The sequence below is a fragment of the Halomonas sp. genome, from assembly GCF_014859505.1.
GTDB lineage: Bacteria > Pseudomonadota > Gammaproteobacteria > Pseudomonadales > Halomonadaceae > Halomonas.
In genome coordinates, this window is the sequence record NZ_JACUUD010000027.1 from 1 (window position 1) to 16,999 (window position 16,999).

16 protein-coding genes are annotated in these 16,999 nt (G+C 68.3%); 3 read left to right on the forward strand and 13 right to left on the reverse strand.

Annotation, left to right across the window (positions count from 1 at the left end):
• Nucleotides 1-694, reverse strand: a 694-nt coding sequence (locus IBX53_RS06025; protein ID WP_290906790.1) for a pseudouridine synthase, incomplete at its 3' end; no start/stop codon positions are given.
• A gap of 92 nt (nt 695-786) precedes the next feature.
• Nucleotides 787-1,968 (reverse strand): cation diffusion facilitator family transporter, encoded by a 1,182-nt coding sequence (locus IBX53_RS06030; protein WP_290906792.1) that lies wholly within the window; start codon nt 1,966-1,968, stop codon nt 787-789.
• Nucleotides 1,969-2,143: 175 nt separating this feature from the next.
• Here IBX53_RS06030 and IBX53_RS06035 point away from each other — a divergent pair, with 175 nt between their 5' ends.
• Nucleotides 2,144-2,818: an SDR family oxidoreductase gene (locus IBX53_RS06035; protein WP_290906793.1), complete on the forward strand. Its 675-nt coding sequence runs from the start codon at nt 2,144-2,146 to the stop codon at nt 2,816-2,818.
• 11 nt (nt 2,819-2,829) lie between these two features.
• On the opposite strand, the gene IBX53_RS06040 is transcribed toward IBX53_RS06035, so the two are convergent.
• The 4 genes from IBX53_RS06040 to IBX53_RS06055 form a co-directional block, all read right to left on the reverse strand.
• On the reverse strand, nt 2,830-3,678 hold the full coding sequence (locus tag IBX53_RS06040; RefSeq protein ID WP_290906794.1) for a carbohydrate ABC transporter permease: 849 nt from the start codon (nt 3,676-3,678) through the stop codon (nt 2,830-2,832).
• Nucleotides 3,675-4,562 carry a carbohydrate ABC transporter permease gene (locus IBX53_RS06045; protein ID WP_290906795.1) on the reverse strand — a complete coding sequence of 296 codons (888 nt, stop codon included), beginning with the start codon at nt 4,560-4,562 and terminating at the stop codon, nt 3,675-3,677. The genes IBX53_RS06040 and IBX53_RS06045 overlap by 4 nt, the downstream gene beginning before the upstream one ends.
• Nucleotides 4,563-4,643: 81 nt before the next feature.
• Nucleotides 4,644-5,927 carry an ABC transporter substrate-binding protein gene (locus IBX53_RS06050; RefSeq protein ID WP_290906796.1) on the reverse strand — a complete coding sequence of 428 codons (1,284 nt, stop codon included), beginning with the start codon at nt 5,925-5,927 and terminating at the stop codon, nt 4,644-4,646.
• A gap of 16 nt (nt 5,928-5,943) precedes the next feature.
• Nucleotides 5,944-7,113: an ABC transporter ATP-binding protein gene (locus IBX53_RS06055; protein WP_290906797.1), complete on the reverse strand. Its 1,170-nt coding sequence runs from the start codon at nt 7,111-7,113 to the stop codon at nt 5,944-5,946.
• Between the two features lie 243 nt (nt 7,114-7,356).
• Between IBX53_RS06055 and IBX53_RS06060 the strand changes: the two genes are divergently transcribed.
• Nucleotides 7,357-8,589, forward strand: coding sequence for an MFS transporter (locus IBX53_RS06060; protein WP_290906799.1), 1,233 nt, complete (start codon nt 7,357-7,359; stop codon nt 8,587-8,589).
• Nucleotides 8,590-8,661: 72 nt separating this feature from the next.
• Here IBX53_RS06060 and phnE (IBX53_RS06065) read toward each other — a convergent pair whose 3' ends face one another.
• The 6 genes from phnE (IBX53_RS06065) to IBX53_RS06090 form a co-directional block, all read right to left on the reverse strand.
• On the reverse strand, nt 8,662-9,477 hold the full coding sequence (phnE, locus tag IBX53_RS06065; RefSeq protein WP_290906801.1) for a phosphonate ABC transporter, permease protein PhnE: 816 nt from the start codon (nt 9,475-9,477) through the stop codon (nt 8,662-8,664).
• A gap of 13 nt (nt 9,478-9,490) precedes the next feature.
• Nucleotides 9,491-10,300, reverse strand: coding sequence for a phosphonate ABC transporter, permease protein PhnE (gene phnE / locus IBX53_RS06070; protein WP_290906803.1), 810 nt, complete (start codon nt 10,298-10,300; stop codon nt 9,491-9,493).
• On the reverse strand, nt 10,297-11,127 hold the full coding sequence (gene phnC, locus IBX53_RS06075; RefSeq protein ID WP_290906804.1) for a phosphonate ABC transporter ATP-binding protein: 831 nt from the start codon (nt 11,125-11,127) through the stop codon (nt 10,297-10,299). The genes phnE (IBX53_RS06070) and phnC overlap by 4 nt, the downstream gene beginning before the upstream one ends.
• Nucleotides 11,128-11,233: 106 nt before the next feature.
• Nucleotides 11,234-12,199, reverse strand: coding sequence for a phosphate/phosphite/phosphonate ABC transporter substrate-binding protein (gene phnD, locus IBX53_RS06080; RefSeq protein ID WP_290906805.1), 966 nt, complete (start codon nt 12,197-12,199; stop codon nt 11,234-11,236).
• Between the two features lie 150 nt (nt 12,200-12,349).
• Nucleotides 12,350-13,690, reverse strand: a complete 1,341-nt coding sequence (locus IBX53_RS06085; RefSeq protein WP_290906806.1) for a glycosyltransferase — start codon at nt 13,688-13,690, stop codon at nt 12,350-12,352.
• 147 nt (nt 13,691-13,837) lie between these two features.
• The gene (locus tag IBX53_RS06090; protein WP_290906807.1) at nt 13,838-14,362 is read right to left on the reverse strand and encodes a DUF2867 domain-containing protein; all 525 of its coding nucleotides are present in this window, start codon (nt 14,360-14,362) and stop codon (nt 13,838-13,840) included.
• Between the two features lie 132 nt (nt 14,363-14,494).
• Between IBX53_RS06090 and IBX53_RS06095 the strand changes: the two genes are divergently transcribed.
• Nucleotides 14,495-15,427: a TIGR01777 family oxidoreductase gene (locus IBX53_RS06095; protein WP_290906808.1), complete on the forward strand. Its 933-nt coding sequence runs from the start codon at nt 14,495-14,497 to the stop codon at nt 15,425-15,427.
• Here the strand turns inward: IBX53_RS06095 and IBX53_RS06100 are convergent.
• Complete coding sequence (locus IBX53_RS06100) at nt 15,409-16,857, reverse strand: DUF2867 domain-containing protein (RefSeq protein ID WP_290906810.1); 1,449 nt, start codon at nt 16,855-16,857, stop codon at nt 15,409-15,411. The genes IBX53_RS06095 and IBX53_RS06100 overlap by 19 nt on opposite strands.
• Nucleotides 16,858-16,999: the final 142 nt, after the last annotated feature.

A 16,999-nucleotide genomic window follows, 5' to 3' on the forward strand; every position in this document is an offset into this window, starting at 1 on the left:
GCCGGAACAGCGCGCTCATGGTGGCATCCAGGGCGCCGCTCAGCCGCAGCGGCCGACCGGTGACCGGATGCACGAAGGCCAGCTCGGTGGCGGCCAGCAGCAGCCTCGGAGCGTCGAGGCGCTCGGCGAAGAAGCGGTTGTGGTTGCCCTTGCCGTGCTTGGCATCGCCGATGATCGGATAGCCGCGCTGGGCGAGATGACGGCGAATCTGGTGGCGCCGCCCGGTGAGTGGACGCGCCTCCATCAGCGAATAGCGGCTGTGAGGGTAGCGGTCCACCTGCACCGGCAGCTCCACGCTGTCCAGGCGGCGGATGTCCGTCACCGCCTCCAGGGCGGGCATCTTGGCCTTCGGGCGGCTGCCGTCCTCCTCGCGCAGTGGATACTCGAGCCGCTCGATCTCGGGGCCGATGCCGCGCACCACTGCCAGGTAGCGCTTGGCCATCCGGCGCTCTGCAAAGGCCTCGGCCAGCAGGGTGGCGACCTCTGATGACAGCGCGAACACCATGACCCCGGACGTCGGGCGGTCCAGCCGGTGTGCCGGGTAGACCCGCTGGCCGAGCTGGTCGCGCAGCCGCTGCAACAGGAACTCGCGCTCACCGCGGGCCAGGGCGGTGCGATGCACTAGCAGGCCGGCCGGCTTGTGGACGGCCACCAGGTGCTCGTCACGGTGGAGGATACGCAGGGAGTCGCTCATGCCGTAGGAAGCGCCAAGTCAGTGGCAACCGTCAGGAAGTGGTCGGCCATTGTCACCGCCCGGGGCGACGATGTCACCCATGGGGCGAGGGCTCAGCGGGTCGGCGACGGGATGGCGGCCAGGCGGCGGATCTCCACGTGGGCGAACCAGTCGAGGTCGGACGCGGCGGCCTGGAGCCGGTTCGCGACCTCGCGGCTCTCCAGCGGCGAGTGCTCGTCGAGGCATGCCACCACCGTGACCCGGCCCTCCAGATAGTGCAGTTCGAGGTCGCGCAGCTCCGGCCAGGCGGGCAGGGTGGACCAGCGCTGGGTCAGTGCTGCCTCCACCTCGGGGCGCAGCGGCAGGCCGGGCAGGCGGCTGGGGTCCCCTGCGCCGGCGTCATCCTCGGGGTCGATGTGGAAGGTCAGGTCGGTCAGCTCGGGAAAGGCCTGGCGCAGTCGGCGACTCACCTCGTTGCCGATCTCGTGGCCCTCGGAAACGCTGATGCGCGGCGATACCACCACGTGGAGGTCGAGCATGGTACGCCCGGCCGACTGGCGAGTGCGCAGGTCGTGGATGCCCTCCACCCCGGGCACGCCCAGCGCCACCTCGCGCATCGCCTCCTGCTGTGTCACCGGCAGGGCGGTATCCACCAGCTCGCGGCCCGACTCCCACAGCAGGTCCCAGCCCACCTTGCCGACCAGCAGCCCCACGATCACCGCGGCCAGGGTGTCCAGCCAGCCATGGCCGAACTGAGTGCCCACGAGACCCACCAGCACCACCCCGGTAGAGAGCACGTCGGAGCGGGAGTGCCAGGCGTTGGCCGCCAGCAGCTTGGAGTCCAGGCGGCGCGCCACGCGCATGGTGACCCGGAACAGGGCCTCCTTGGCGAGCAGGGTAGCCAAGGCAATCAGCATGGCCCAGAGGCCCGGCGGCGGAATCTGGGCGGCGGATAACAGCCGCTCCATGCTCGACCAGGCGATGGCGCCGGCCACGAAGATCAGCACGCTGCCCAGGAACAGTGTGGCCAGGGTCTCGATGCGGCCGTGGCCATAGGGGTGGTCGTGGTCCGGGCCCTGGCTGCCGTAGTGGGTGGCGGCCAGCACGAAGCCATCGGTGATCAGGTCCGAGAAGGAGTGGATACCATCGGCCACCAGCGCCGCCGAGCCCACCAGGACGCCGGTGATCACCTTGACCAGGCCGACGATGCCGTCGACCCAGATGGCCAGCAGGGTGATGCGTCGGGTCTCGCGGGTCCGCTGCTGGTGGCTGATCTCGGGATCGCTGTCCTGCATGGTGGCCAGGCCTCAGGCGACGCGGTCGGCGGGCGCTTGCCGTCTCCCGGTCATGGACGTTCTGCAATATAAAAATAGTACCGAAAGGGTCCTCTTTCCTGCAACGGCTCCAGCTTGATGTCGGCGCCGGGCTGCGCCACTGTCTGGCTGTTCCCCTGACTGCTGAGGAGGTGTCATGTCTTCCACCGTACTGATCACCGGCGCCAACCGCGGCGTCGGCCTCGCCCTGGCAAGCCACTACCGCAACGCAGGCTGGGAGGTGATCGGCGTCTGCCGCGGCAGTGGCGATGACACCGCCGAACTTCGGCAGGTGGCCAGCCGGGTCATCGAGGGCATCGACGTCACCCGTGACGAGGACGTCGCCCGCCTGAACGTCGAGCTGGAGGGCCAGCGCCTCGAGGTGCTGATCAACAACGCCGGCCTGCTCAAGGATGAGCGCCTGGGCGAGATCGACTTCGACTCCATTCGTGAGCAGATGGAGATCAACGCCTATGCGCCGCTGCGCGTCACCGAGGCGCTGCTTGGCTGCCTGGGCGACGGCAGCAAGGTGGCCAACATCTCCAGCCGCATGGGTTCCATCGCCGACAACGACTCCGGCGGGCGCTACGGCTATCGTGCCTCCAAGGCGGCGCTCAACGCCATCGGCAAGTCGCTGGCCATGGACCTTGCGCCCCGCGGCATCGCCGTGGTCCAGCTCCACCCCGGCTATGTGCAGACCCGCATGGTCAACTTCGGCGGCCTAATCACCCCGGACGAGGCCGCCGCCGGCATCGCCGCGCGCATCGAGGCGCTGACTCTGGGGACCACCGGCACCTTCTGGCACAGCAATGGCGAGCCGCTGCCCTGGTAGGGGCGTGCTGCCTAGCGAATCCCGGAGCGCAGGAAGGACTGCACGAACTGGCGCTGGAACAGCAGGAAGGCGATCAGCAGCGGGGCGATGCTGAGCAGGGTCGCGGCGCTGACCGTGGCCCAGTTGACGCCGGTCTCCGGGGCCGAGAAGACCCCGAGGCCGACGGTGAGGGGTCGGCTCTCCACCGAGTTGGTGACCACCAGCGGCCACAGGAAGTTGTTCCAGTGGTGGCTGATCGAGACCAGGCCATAGGCCAGGTAGGTGGGCTTCGCCAGCGGCACGTAGACCTTGAGCAGGATCGCCATCCAGCCGCAGCCTTCTATCCGCGCGGCATCCTCCAGTTCGCGGGGAATGGTCTTGAAGGTCTGGCGCAGCAGGAAGATGCCGAAGGCGCTGGCCACATAGGGCAGCCCGATGCCGGTGATGGTGTCGACCAGCCCGAGGGTGCTGGCGATCCGGTAGTTCTCGACGATCAGCACCTCGGGGAAGACGAACAGCTGGATCAGCACCAGCATGAACAGGAAGTCCTTGCCGGGGATCGGGAAGCGCGCGAAGGCGAAGCCGGCCAGGGTACAGACCACGAACTGGGCGAACACGACCCCGGTGACCAGCAGGAAGGTGTTGAGGTAGTAGCGCGCAAAGGGAGCCTGGGCCCAGGCGTTGGCGAAGTTGTCCAGGGTCAGCGGGGCGAACAGGTCGAAGCGCACCATGAAGGCCGGCGGATGAAAGGCCGCCCATACCGCGTAGAGCAGAGGAAAGATCCAGATCAGCGCCAGCAGCCAGGCGGCGGTGGTCTCGAGGCCGGGAAGGCGCAGGGCCATCGGCCATCCGGTGCTCTTGGCGGTGCTGGGCTGGCTCATTGGTAGTGCGTCCTGCGGTCGAGGATGGCGAACTTCACCGTGGCGACGATCGCCAGTACCACCAGGATCACCACGGTGATGGTGGCGGCATAGGTGCGGTCGAAGAAGGAGAAGGCGTTTTCGTAGACGTAGTAGAGCAGCAGGTTGGTGGCGTTGTTGGGGCCGCCCTTGGTCAGGATGAAGAGGTGATCCACCACGCGCACGGCGTTGATGAGCGCGTTGATCAGCACGAACAGCGTGGTCGGCATCAGCAGCGGGAAGGTGACCCGCCAGAAGAAGCTCCAGCGGCTGGTGCCCTCCAGGTCGGCGGCCTCCTTGAGTTCGGGCGCCATGCCCTGCAGGGCGGCGAGGTAGAAGATCATGAAGAAGCCGGCTTCCTTCCACACCGTCATCACGATCACCGAGCTGAGCGCCACGCTCGGGTCCCCCAGCCAGTTCACCCCGGAGAGCCCCAGGGCGCCGAGCAACTTGTTGAACAGCCCGATCTGTGGGGCGTAGAAGAACATCCAGATGTTCGCCGCGGCGATCATCGGCAGGATGGTCGGCGTGAAGTAGGCCATTCGCACGAAGCCGCGTCCCGGCAGGCGGGCGTTGACGAACAGCGCCATGGCCAGCGCCAGGGCGATGGAGGTGGGAATCGTGCCCAGCGCATAGATCAGGTTGTTGCGCGCGACCCGCCAGAAGGTGCTGTCCTCGATCAGCAGACGGTAGTTCTCCAGCCCGACGAATTCCGTCGGCGCGCCGCGAAAGCCGGGCAGGAAGAGGCTGTTGATCAGGGTCGTGATGGTCGGCAGGTAGGCAAAGGTGGAGAGCAGCACGGCGGCCGGCAGCAGCAGCAGTGCGCCATAAAGCTGCATGCGGCGATGGGAGTTCATCTCGACCATGTCGGCTCTCCGTGATTACCCGAACTCCCGGGGCGGCTGCAGCCGCCCCGGGAGTTCGGCCAGGTGTCGGGTCTCAGCGCATCAGCGGGCATAGCGCCTCAGGGCTGCGTCGGCTTCGCGCTGGGCCTGGGCCAGCGCTTCGGCCGGTGCCATCTGGCCGGTCAGGGCCGCCTGGACGGCGTTGTCCAGCGCCCGGCGTACCCGGCCACCCTGATAGGTGGAGAGCTCGGCGGTGCCGTGCTTCAGCTGGTCCCGGGCCACCGCGGCGGGCGGGAACTGAGCGATGTAGTCGCGCAGCGCCTCGGTCTCGTAGGCGGCCGGGCTCACGCCCATGTAGCCGGTCTCGATGGACCAGGCGGCGGCACGCTCCGGGTCGGTCATCCAGCGGATGAAGGTCATGGCGGCGCGCTGCTCCTCTTCGCTGGCATCCTTGAAGAGGTAGAAGTTGCCGCCGCCGGTGGGGCTGCCGCGCTGGGTCTTCATCGGCAGCATGGCCACACCGAAATCGAAGCTGGCCTCGTTGCGCACCGCGGTGAGGTTGCCGGTGGTGTGCCAGATCATCGCCGTGGACTGCTCGATGAAGTTCTGGCGCAGGGTGCCCCATTCGATGGTGCCGTCGGGCATGGCGTCATGCTCGGTCGCCAGCGAGACCCAGTACTCCAGCGCCTCGATGGCGGCCGGGTCGTCGAAGTAGACCTCGGTGCCGTCCTCGCTCATCAGCCGGTGACCGTTCTGGAAGGCGAAGGCCTGGAACATCCAGTAGGGGTAGCCGGTGGAGGGGACCATCACGCCCCACTGGTCACCGCCCGAGGCGTCGCGCACCGCGGCGGCCATGCGGGCCATGTCCTCCCAGGTCTCCGGCGGTGTCTCCGGGTCGAGGCCGGCGGCCTCGAAGGCATCCTTGTTCCAGTAGAGCACGATGGTGGAGCGCTGGAAGGGAATGCCGTAGGTCATGCCATCCAGCTGCCCGTTCTCCATCAGGCCGGGATAGAAGCTGTCGAGCCATTCGCGCTCTTCGTCGGTTTCGACCACCTCATCGAAGGCGATGATGGCGTCCTGTTCCAGTAGTTCGTAGAGATCGATGGAGAACAGTACCGAGAGCTGCGGGGCATCGCCGGCCTCGATGGCTGACATGGCGCGCACCCGGGTGTCGTCGTAGTTGCCGGCGTAGATGGCGTCCACGCTGATGGCGGGATGCTCGGCCTCGAATTCATCGACCAGGCCGTCGATGACGTCGGTGAGGGCTCCCCCTACGGCGATGGGGTAGTACAGGGTCAGTTCGACCGGGTCGTCGGCGAGGGTGGGGCCGGCGGCGAGCAGGCCGGCGGCCAGGGCCGTCAGCGGGAAGGAGAGACGCGCACGCATAGAATGACTCCTGTGTTCACGAGGGAATGCCCGGGCTGGTGCCGGAGGGCGAAGGCGATGCGCTGTGCCCGCCGTCGCCCGAGGGGCGGCCGACGGCCGCGGAAACTGTCAGGGGAGTGAGGTCATCCCGGCGCGCGCCGTCGTCACCGAACAGGTGGGCCGCGGCGGGGGCCCAGCCGAGCCGGCAGCGCTGGCCATCGGCCAGCGGCCGCTTGCCGGGCAGCCGGGCGCGCAGTACCTGACTGCCCACGGCCAGGCGCAGGATGGTATCGGCGCCGAGGTACTCGCCGTCGATCACCCGGGCGGGTAGCCCGGCGTCGTCGGGGCCGAGCACCACGATATCTTCGGGGCGCAGCCCCAACTGGCCGTTGCTCGCCTCCACGGGCGCGACGGCAACGCTCGGTTCGCCGTCGATCACGGCCTTGCCACCCGCCGCGTCCAGGTGCACCAGGTTCATGGCCGGGCTGCCGATGAAGCTCGCGGCGAAGGCGGTGGCGGGGCGATTGTAGAGGTCATCTGGGCTGTCGTCCTGGACGATGATGCCGTCTTGCATGAGGATCACCCTGTCGCCCATGCTCATCGCCTCGACCTGGTCATGGGTGACATACACCACGGTCATGCCAAGTCGTGTCTGCAGTGCCTTGATCTCGCGACGCATCTCCCCGCGCAGGCGGGCATCGAGATTGGAGAGCGGTTCGTCCATCAGGCAGATGGGGTGCTCGGAGATGATCGCCCTGGCCAGGGCCACTCGCTGGCGCTGCCCGCCCGAGAGCTGTGCCGGCTTGCGATCCAGGTAGGCGCCCAGATCGACCAGCTCGGCGACCCGCTGCAGGCGTTCGCGGCGTTCCGCCCGGGGCACCTTGCGACTGCGCAGGCCGAAGACGATGTTGTCGGCCACGTCGAGGTGAGGGAAGAGCGCATAGGACTGGAACACCATGCTGAGGCCGCGATCCCCCGGCGGAAGCCGGGTCACATCGCGCTCGCCGATGTGGATGCATCCCTCCGTGGCCTGTTCGAGGCCGGCGATCATGCGCAGGGTCGTCGACTTTCCGCACCCCGAGGGACCGAGCAGGATCACGAACTGGCCGGGGTCGACATCGAAGGAAATGCCGTCGACCCCTCGGCTGTCACCCCAGCGCTTGGTGACCCCTTCAAGACGGATGCGCTGCTGACTGGCGTGGTTCATGGGGCTCTCTATGCGGCGGGCGAAGGGAGGTGCTCATGGTGGTGTTTTCAACAGCGTAGTCGCTGAGCAGAATCTGTCATGCTTCGAAGATGAGGGGCATCGCTTACGATTGCATGACGGTCTCGTGACAGTGCGGTGTCAACCCCGCCTGAACCGGCGACGAACGCGGGTTTCGCCTATGACGCTGGCAGCAGCATTAACTATCTGTGTAGGCTAACGGTTTCCTCGTCACCGGAGCCTGCCATGTCTGCCTCGCCCCCCGCCGCCTCCTCGTCTCCGCCCCATGCGGAGGGCTGGCGGGTCCTGGTAGCCACCACCTGGGTGCAGGTGCTGTGCAGCGGTGGGATGCTGCTGGTACCGACCCTGGCGCCCCAGGTCGCGGCGGCCTTCGGCGTGCCGACCGGCTGGGTCGGGCTGCAGGTTAGCCTGCTCTACGGAGTGGCAATGCTCACCTCGCTGCAGTCGGCGGTGCTGGCTCGGCGGCTGGGCGGCTGCCGGGCCAGCCAGCTGGCCATGGCGCTGGTGATGGGGGGCTGTGCGCTGGCGCTGATAGGCACCCCGCTGGCGCTGCTCGCCACCACCCTGCTGCTGGGGCTCGCCTACGGCATCACCAGCCCGGCGGCCGCCGAACTGCTCTCCCGCTTCACGGCTCCCGAACGGCGTAACCTCGTCTATTCGATCAAGCAGACCGGTGTGCCCCTGGGCGGTGTGCTGGCCGGCCTGCTGGCGCCGCCGCTGGCCGCGCTGTGGAACTGGCAGGCCGCCTTCCTGGCGGTGGGGGCAGCCTGCCTGGCCACGCTGCTGCTGCTCCAGCCGCGCCGCGAGCGCTGGGATACCAGCCGGGATGGCAGCGTGCGCATGCAGCGCGCCGGCAGCCTGGGCGTGCTGCGCCGCTACCGCGCCATGCGCTGGCTGGGGGCCACCGGCTTCTGCCTCTCCGCGGCCCAGCTCTCTCTGCTCAGCTTCGCGGTGGCCTACATGGTTGAAGAGTTGCTGCTGACCCTGGTGGTGGCCGGGGCGGTCGTCTCGCTGGTGCATGTGGCCGGGGTCTCGGGCCGCCTGGCCTGGGGCGCCCTGGCCGACCGCCTGGGAGGCAGCTTGCCGGTCCTCTTCGGGCTGGCCGGCGTCATCGCCGTGATCTTCTTCCTGCTGGCCGTGCTCGGCACCGCGGTACCCACCTGGGTGACCCTCGCCCTGATGGTGGTGGCCGGCGCCACGGCGGTGGGCTGGAACGGGGTCTACCTGGGGGAGGTGGCGCGGCGCTGCGAGCCCGGCGAGGTGGGCGAGGCCACCGCCGCCGTGCTGGTACTCACCTACATGGGGGTGTTGGTGGGCCCGGCGCTGTTCAGCCTGATCGTGTGGCTCACCGGCAGCTACTCGGCGGGCTTCCTGCTGCCCATGGTGACCGGCGCCCTGGCCGTCTTCTGCCTGTTGCGCTGCGTGCGCAGCGACGGCCTGGCGGCCGACGCCGGCTGAGCGGGCCCTGGCGGGTTCACAGTCCTAGCGCCCGATCCACTCCACCAGGCTGGTCTCGCCCAGGGCGCGGTCTCAGGTAATGGCGTGACGCACCCGGGCGGAAATCCACTCCGAGGCCAGCACGGTGACGAAGATCATCAGGAAGATCACGCTGACCTGGTTCCAGGCCAGGCTGTTGATGGCGGCGTTGAGCTGCAGGCCGATGCCGCCGGCGCCCACCAGCCCCAGCACCGTGGATTCGCGGATATTGATGTCCCAGCGGTAGACGCTGATGCCGGCGAAGGCGGGCAGCACCTGGGGCAGCACCCCGTAGCTCATCACCTGCAGGCGGCCGGCGCCGGTGGCGCTGATCGCCTCCACGGGGGTGGGGTGGATCTCCTCGATGGCTTCATAGAGCAGCTTGCCGACGAAGCCGATGGAGCGCAGGGCGATGGCGATGATCCCGGCCAGCACTCCTGGCCCCAGGATGGTCACCAGCAGCATGGCCCAGATCAGCGAGTTGATGGAGCGCGACGAGACGATGATCAGCAGCGCGGCGCTGCGCACCAGCGGGTGGGGGGTGGTGTTGCGCGCCGCCAGGAAGGCCACCGGAAACGCCATGGCGATGCCTAACGCGGTGCCCAGGGTGGCGATGTTCATGGTGTCCCACATCGGCTTCCAGAGGCGGTGGGCATAGGTCCACTGCGGCGGCAGCATGCGGCTGATCAGGTCGCTGCCCTGGCGGCCGGCGTCCTCGACGAACACCCACATGGTGTTGTCTGAGATCACCTTCCAGCACAGCAGAAAGAGGCAGGCGCCGGCCAGCCAGGCCAGATAGCCCAGCCACTGGGTGCGGGTGGTGCGCAGGCGCCAGATTGGCGTGCCCTGCGGGGAGCTGGTTACAGGCATGAGGGTCTCCGGTTCACTGGGTCCAGCGGCGTACGTGGCTCGAGCTGTATTCACTGAGCAGCACGATGGCGATGATGATCAGCAGGATGGCCGCCGAGGTGTCGTACTCGTAGCGGCTGATCGAGGTGTTGAGAGTGGCGCCGATGCCGCCGGCCCCGACGATGCCGATCACCGCCGACTCGCGGAAGTTGATGTCCAGGCGGTACATCGACAGCCCGATCAGCCGCGGCATGACCTGGGGCTGCACGGCGTGGTTCATGGTCTGCCACCAGCTCGCCCCGGTGGCGCGAACCGCCTCCACCTGGCGCCAGTCCAGGTCCTCGATGTCCTCGGCGAGCAGCTTGGCCATGAAGCCGATGGTGGCGAAGGCCAGGGTGATCATCCCGGCCAGCGGGCCGAAGCCGAACATCACCACGAAGAGGATGGCGATGATGACCTCCTGGAAGGTGCGCGACACGGTGATGATGCCCCGGCACAGGTAGTAGACCGGCAAGGGGGCGATGTTGCGTGCCGCCCCCAGGCCCACCGGAATCGCCAGGGCCACGCCGATCACCGTGGAGGTGAGCGTCATGGTCAGGCTCTCGAGGATGCCGTCGAGGATGTCGCCGCGGCGGCTGATGAAGTCCGGCTGGGTAAAGGCGGCCAGGAAGTTCAGTCCGCGGCCGGCGCCCTCGGCGACCCGTGCCCAGTTGACGTCGATGGTGGAAAGAGCCAGCAGCAGGTAGACCAGGCCGCCCAGGGCAAGGCCCCAGCGCAGCCTCGGGTCACGGATCAGCGGCAGCCGCCGCCATTGGCCCGCCCGGGCCATCGCCTGTCGAGTCATGAGGTGCCTCCCGTTGCCAGCGACAGGTGTTGGGGCGGAGCGGGGACGGAGGAGGTCTCATCGTCGGCCGGCTGTCCCTGGGTGTCCCACTCCTCCTCGCCGTAGATGGTAGTCAGGGTCTCGGCATCCAGCGCCTCGGGCGAGCCATCGAAGACGATCTCCCCGGCGCGCAGGCCGACGATGCGATCGGCGAACTGCTGGGCCAGGGCCACGTCATGGATGTTGATGATGGCGCCGAGCTCGCGCTCGGCACAGAGTTCGCGGATCAGCCGCATGATCTGTCGCGAGGTCTTGGGGTCGAGGCTCGCCGTGGGCTCGTCCACCAGCAGCAGTTGCGGGTCCTGCAGCAGCGCCCTGGCGATGCCGACCCGCTGGCGTTGGCCGCCGGAGAGCGCATCGGCGCGCTTGTCGATGGCTTGGGGCAGGCCGACCCGCTCCAGCAGGCGGAAGGCCTCGATCACGGCATCGGCGGGGTAGCGGCGCAGGAAGCTGCGCCAGAAGCCCACCTGGCCCAGCCGGCCGGAGAGCACGTTCTCCATCACCGTCAGGCGGTCCACCAGGGCGTACTCCTGGAAGATCATGCCCATGGCGCGGCGCGCACGGCGCAGCTCGCGGCCGGAGAGCCGGGTCAGCTCGGTGTCGCCCAGGCGGATGCTGCCCGACGTTGGCTCCACCAGGCGGTTCACGCAGCGGATCAGGGTGCTCTTGCCGGCCCCCGAGGGGCCGATCAGTGCCATCACCTGGCCCGCCGGCAGGGTGAGGTCGATATCGGTCAGGGCGCGATCCCCGGTGGGGTAGCGCTTGGTGACCTGGGTAAGCGTCAGCATGGTCAGTCGTCCTTCACGCAGACGGGCCAGGAGAGCGAGGCCCTCCTGGCCCGTGGTTCTTTTGGCTCGGTTCCGCTGTTGGAGCGCGGCCAGTAGTGGCGCGGAATCAGTCGCAGTCGTAGGTCACGCCATTCGCCTCGGCGATGGTGCGGATCACCGACCAGTGCTGTTCATAGGTGATGGGGATGAACTGGGCCTCGCCGGAGTTGGCGAACTCGGCCTCGAGCGCCGTGCCGGCCCAGTCATAGCTGAAGAAGGCCTGCTGGATGGCCTCCTGCAGTTCCGGATGCAGGTTGTGGGCCGTGCCGTAGGCGGTGGTGGGGAAGGTCTCGGAGGTGTAGATGATCTCGTAGTCGCCCTCATTGATGACGCCGCGAGCCAGCATGCGGTGGGCCACCGAGTTGGCAATGGCGGCCGCCTCGTAGTCCTTGTTGACCACGCCGAGGATGGAGTTGTCGTGGGAGCCGGAGAAGGCGGTCTCGAAGTCCTCGTCGGCTTCCAGGCCGTATTCGCTGCGCAGCAGCGCCGAGGGGGCCCGGAAGCCGGAGTTCGAGGTGGGCGAGGTGAAGGCGAGCTGACGGCCGGCCAGGTCCTCCATCTGCTCGATGCCGCTGTCCGGCCAGGTGATGATCTCCATCTCGTAGCCGAAGCTGCCGTCTTCCGCGGCCATGATGGTGAAGGGGCGGAAGCCGCCGCAATTCACCGCCACCGGGACGCCGCCGGTGTTGAAGCCGGCCACATGCAGACGACCGGCGCGCAGCGCCTCCTGCTGGGCGGCATTGGACTGTACCGGGAAGAACTGCACACGCTTGCCGGTTGCCTCGGCGAGGTGATCGAGGAAGTCGGACCAGACGTCGGCGTAGACGGCCGGGTCCTCCACCGGGGTGTAGGCGAAGACCAGCGTATCGGGGTCGGCCCACCGGGACGCATCGGCGGGGATGTCGGCGATCATGTCGCCATCGGTATCAACGTAGCGCGAGGAGAGGTCGGCGCTGGCGGCAAAACTGGTGGCGGTGAACAGGCCGGCGATGGTGGCGGCCAGCAGGGTGCGAGGGAAGGTCTTGGCGGTCATGGGGACTCCGTGGCGAGATGATAGGGAAAGATGCCAACGGCGCTCACTCTGACGGTTGCTCATGACAGCGCCGGGTCGGCGAAGTGACGAAGCGATGAACAGCCAATGAGCTCGGCGTGTCGATGCGCGGGTTCCCGGGGAGGGGCACGGTCAATCGGTGACGGCGTGCTCGAGCTGGCAGCGATAGAGGGCGACGAGCTCGGCGGCCTTGACATCCTCGTGCCAGCCGGCGGCGTAGGCCTGACCGCGTGCGGAGAGGGTCCGGCGCAGGCTGTCATCTCCCAGCAGGCTGTTGACCTTGGCCGCGAAGTCGTCGTGGTCCTCCTCGGCGATCAGGCAGCCCTCGCCCTCCTTCAGGACGTCACGGGTGCCCATCACCGCGGTCGAGACCACCGGCGTGCCCAGCGCCATGGCCTCCAGCAGCACCAGTCCCTGGGTCTCGGTGCGCGAGGCGAAGACGAAGAGATCGGCAGCGCGGTAGGCGGCCTGCAATGGGCCATCGCGGTCGAGATAGCCGAGGAATAGGACGGCCTGGGCCACGCCCTGCTCATGTGCCTGGCGAGCCAGTTCCGCCTGGGCGGGCCCCTCGCCGGTGATGATCAGGCGGGTATCCGGGTGCTCGGCCAGCACGCCAGGCAGCATCTCGATCAGGAAACCGATGTTCTTTTCATGGGCGGCGCGCCCCACGAAGAGCAGCAGACGCGCCTCCGGGGGCAGCCCATAGCGGTGGCGAAAGTCGCTCTCCTCCCGGGGGCGAGTGAAGGCCTCCAGCCCCAGCCCGGTGGAAATCACCGCCATGGACGTGGTCACCCCGTAGCGGGTCAGCGTCGACTGCATGGCCTGGGAGGGGGCGATTAAAGCTCTGAGCTGGTGGCACTGGCGCACCGAGAAGCGGCGCGCGGCGAAGCGCAGCCAACGACTCGGCAACCAGCGCACATAGTGGTGCAGATACTCCTCGAAGAGGGTGTGGTAGGTGGCTACCACCGGCATGCCGATCCGTCGTCCCAGCTTGATGCCGGCATAGTGGGCCACGAAGGGCGTATGCACGTGGATCAGGTCGAAGGCCTGCTCGGCGAGCTGTGGTGCCAGGGCCAGCAGGTCCCGGTAGCGCATCATGCGGTCCTCCGGGTCCCCCGGCACCCCACGGGAGGAGATGCGTATCACCCCCGGCTCGTCCACCTGGCCCACCGGGTAGTCGGGGCAGACCAGGGTGACCGAATGGCCCTGGCGCTCGAGGGCAGCTCGGAAGCTGGCGATGGAAGTGGAGACCCCGTTGACGCGAGGAAAGTAGACGTCCGAGAGCATCAGGATCTTCATACCGCCCGGCTGGGGATCGGTGGCGTTTGTCGCCATCTGCAGTGCCAGAGTGGCCGGCGCGAGCCGCGCCTTGTGCTCTGCCTGGAACTGTTGGGCCAACGCATTGCCCCTGGCCAGCCGGATCAATGACTCCACCTCCGCTTCGCTGAGCGGTTCGCGCGGGCGTGGGGGCATGCCGAGCGACTCCCTTGTGGGTGTTTCGGCCATGATTGCGCGCGATGGTGACGTTTTCGTGACCCTGTTCAACGGCCCCGGTAATCACCGCCGACAGCCTCGGCGGTTACTGCCGTGCTGACACAAGCGGCCGCCCACTGTGTGTCGTTATCTGCCCAGACCGACGCGCTCATCGAAGGGGACTTGCTCGGCCCGGCGACAGATCTCGGCGGTCAGACGCTTGAACAGCACCAGATGCGCGGGCTTCATCGCCGCCCAGTAGATCTTCCCCGCGACCCCTTCCGGGTTCCAGAACGCGGTGGCCGTCATCCGGGCGCCATCTCCCATGGGCGCGACCCTGAATTCCAGCACCCCATGCCCTGGCGCCTTCATCCCGAAGTCCAGCGCCAGAAGCTCGGGCGCATCGGCGATCCGCACCTGCCAGCTGTCGATCTGATCTCCGGCCCTGATCGGGCGTCCTTCGGGTCGCCCGCGGCGCCTGCCCGGCCCACCAACCAACGAGTCGAGCCATTCGCGCATGGACCAGAGGCTGTTGAGGGCGTAATAGCGATTGTCGCCCCCGATCGCCGAGACAACCCGCCACACCGCCTGGGCCGGGGCGCGCGTGCAGGCCGTGGCACCGGCGTGAAGAGGATAGTGTCGGTAGTCGTGAAGTGGCGTTGCATCGGTCATAAAAAGACTCCTGCCGATTGAGAACGTCGCCGAACGGGTTGTGTCAGCGGCGATCCCGGGCGCGTTGATCGGGATCAGAGTATCCTATATGTTCAGGTTCAAAGTGGTCCTATGACACAAGACGACAGGCTCATGACCCAAAGCAGAGTGGCGATCACCGGAGCGACGGGGTTTCTTGGCAGCCGCCTGGTGGAAAAGCTGACAGCGCGTGGCACTCCCGTCACGGCGCTGAGCCGCAATCCAGTGGCGGCCGCGGCCCGGTTCCCCATGGCGAAGTTCCCGCAGGTCAAGGTGGTTGGCTACAACCCTTTCGATCCGGCGACCATCGCCCCGGCACTGGCCGATGCCTCGGCCGTGGTGCATCTGGCGGGTGAGCCCATCGCGGTCCGCTGGACACCCGGGGTGCGCGTCGCCATCCGCAAGAGCCGCGAGACGGGCACCCGCGCGCTTGTCACCGCCATCGCCGGGATGACCGGCCAGCCGGCCACGCTGATCTCGGCCTCGGCCTGCCGCTATTACGGGATAAGCGAAAGCACGCGCTTTTCCGAAGCGAGCCCCCCTGGCCCGCCTGGCGATTTCCTGACCGACACCACGCATTTGTGGGAGGCCGAGGCACAGCGCGCCGCCGACCACGGCCTGCGGGTGGTGATCCTGCGCTTCGGCCTGGCGCTTGCGCTCACCGACAGCGGACGCGAAACATTCAAGCGGCTGCGCCCGTTCCTGGGCGGGCGCATCGGATCGGGCCGGCAGTGGGTCAGTTGGATCCACCGTGAGGACGCGACCGATATCCTTCTGCGTGCCCTGGACACCCCCGGGATGCAGGGGGCCTACAGCGCCACCTCGCCCAATCCCGTGCGGATGCGTCAGGTGACCGACGCCTTCGGCCGCTTGTCGCGCAGCTTCGTGCGTCTGCCGGTGCCCGCGATGGTGATCCGCCAGGTGCTGGGCGATGGCGCCACCGTGGTGCTTGACGGCCAGCGTGTGCATCCCGACCGGTTGCTGGCCGACGGCTTCCGCTTCCGCTTCCCACAGATCGATTCGGCGATCTATGACATCTTCTCCTGAGCCGCGGCCCGCCCCAGGCCGCGCAGGAACGCGCGCAGCACCACCGCATGCGCAGGCCAGAGCAGGAACCAGTAGAGCAGCCCCCACACTCCGGCCGGATGCCAATGCAGCACCAGCGTGATGCGTGACCCGCCCGCCGTGTCGGGTTCCAGCGTGATCTCCATCCCGCCTTCGCCCGGCGCGCGCAGACTCGACAGCAGAATCAGCCGCTCGCCGGGCCGCACCCGGTGCACGCGCCAGAAACCGAAGGTCTCGCCCTCGGCGAACGGCCCGGCGTGCTGGCGCGGTCCAGCGTCCGCGCCCCTCAGCAAGCGATTTGCCGCCGCGCGCAGCCGCCAGATCGGGGTCAGGGCGAAGTAGCCCGACGCCCGCGTCGCCAGCCCCTCGAGCGTCTCCCACGCCGCCGCCGGCGACGCCGAGGAGTGCCGCTCCAGCGTCATCCGCTTGCCGTAGAAGCTGATATCGTGGCGATACCCGCGCAGGTCGAAGGCCCCCTCGCGCCAGCGGTCGCCGGAGAGCATGCCACGCTCGGCCTCGAACGCCTTCGCCACGGCGGCGTCGAACCCCAGGCAGTCGCGCGGCACCAGCGCGCGCAGGGCGGTATCATTGGCGCGCAGGTCATGGCGCAGCCCGCCGATCAGGGCCCGCGCCAGCGGGGCGGGCACCCCGGTCACCAGATCCATCCAGTAGCTCGACAGTTTCGGGGTCATAAACGGCACCGGCACGATTATCGGCCTGCGCCGCCCAAGCCCGCGGGCCAGCCCGCGCATCATCGCCGCATAGGTCTGCCGCTCGGGGCCGCCGGTCTCGAACACTCCGCCCTCGGCCTCGGGCAGCGCCGCCAGCCCCACCAGGTCGGCCAGCAGATCGTCAAGCGCCATCGGCGGTGACGACACACTTACCCAGCGCGGCGTCACCATGATCGGCAGATGCGCCACCAGATCGCGCATCACCTCGAAGGCGGCCGACCCCGCCCCGATGATGATGCCTGCCCGCAGTTCGACCACTGGCACCGGCCCCGCGCGCAGGATCTCGCCGGTTTCCACCCGTGAGGAGAGATGCTCGGTATCGGCGCCTTCCGGCGCAAGCCCGCCCAGGTAGATAATGCGACTTACCCCCGCCTCTGCGGCGGCCTTGGCGAAATTGCGCGCCGCCTCCCGGTCGCGCGCGGGAAAGCCGCGCCCGCCACCCATGGAGTGCACCAGGTAGAAGGCCACCTCGACCCCGGCAAGCGCCGGGGCCAGCGTGGCCGGGTCAAGCGCATCCGCGCGCACCTGATCGACCCCCTGCCAGCCCTCGGCCTCCATCGCCGATAGCCGTCGTGCGACGGCGCGCACACGCCTTCCCTGCGCCACCAGATGCGGCACCATGTTGCGGCCCACGTAGCCGCTGGCACCGAACACCAGCCAGAGGGGATCGGAAGCACTCATGCGGGGGTGTCAGAGCCGTTGACGACGGCCGAATGGCGCTCGGCGACGCCACCTGTCCCGCCGGGTAGGTCATCGGTCATTGTGTCTGTCTCCGTGTGTTGCGAACTGGCGGCGCAGAGGGCGGCGCGCGACACGTCATCTT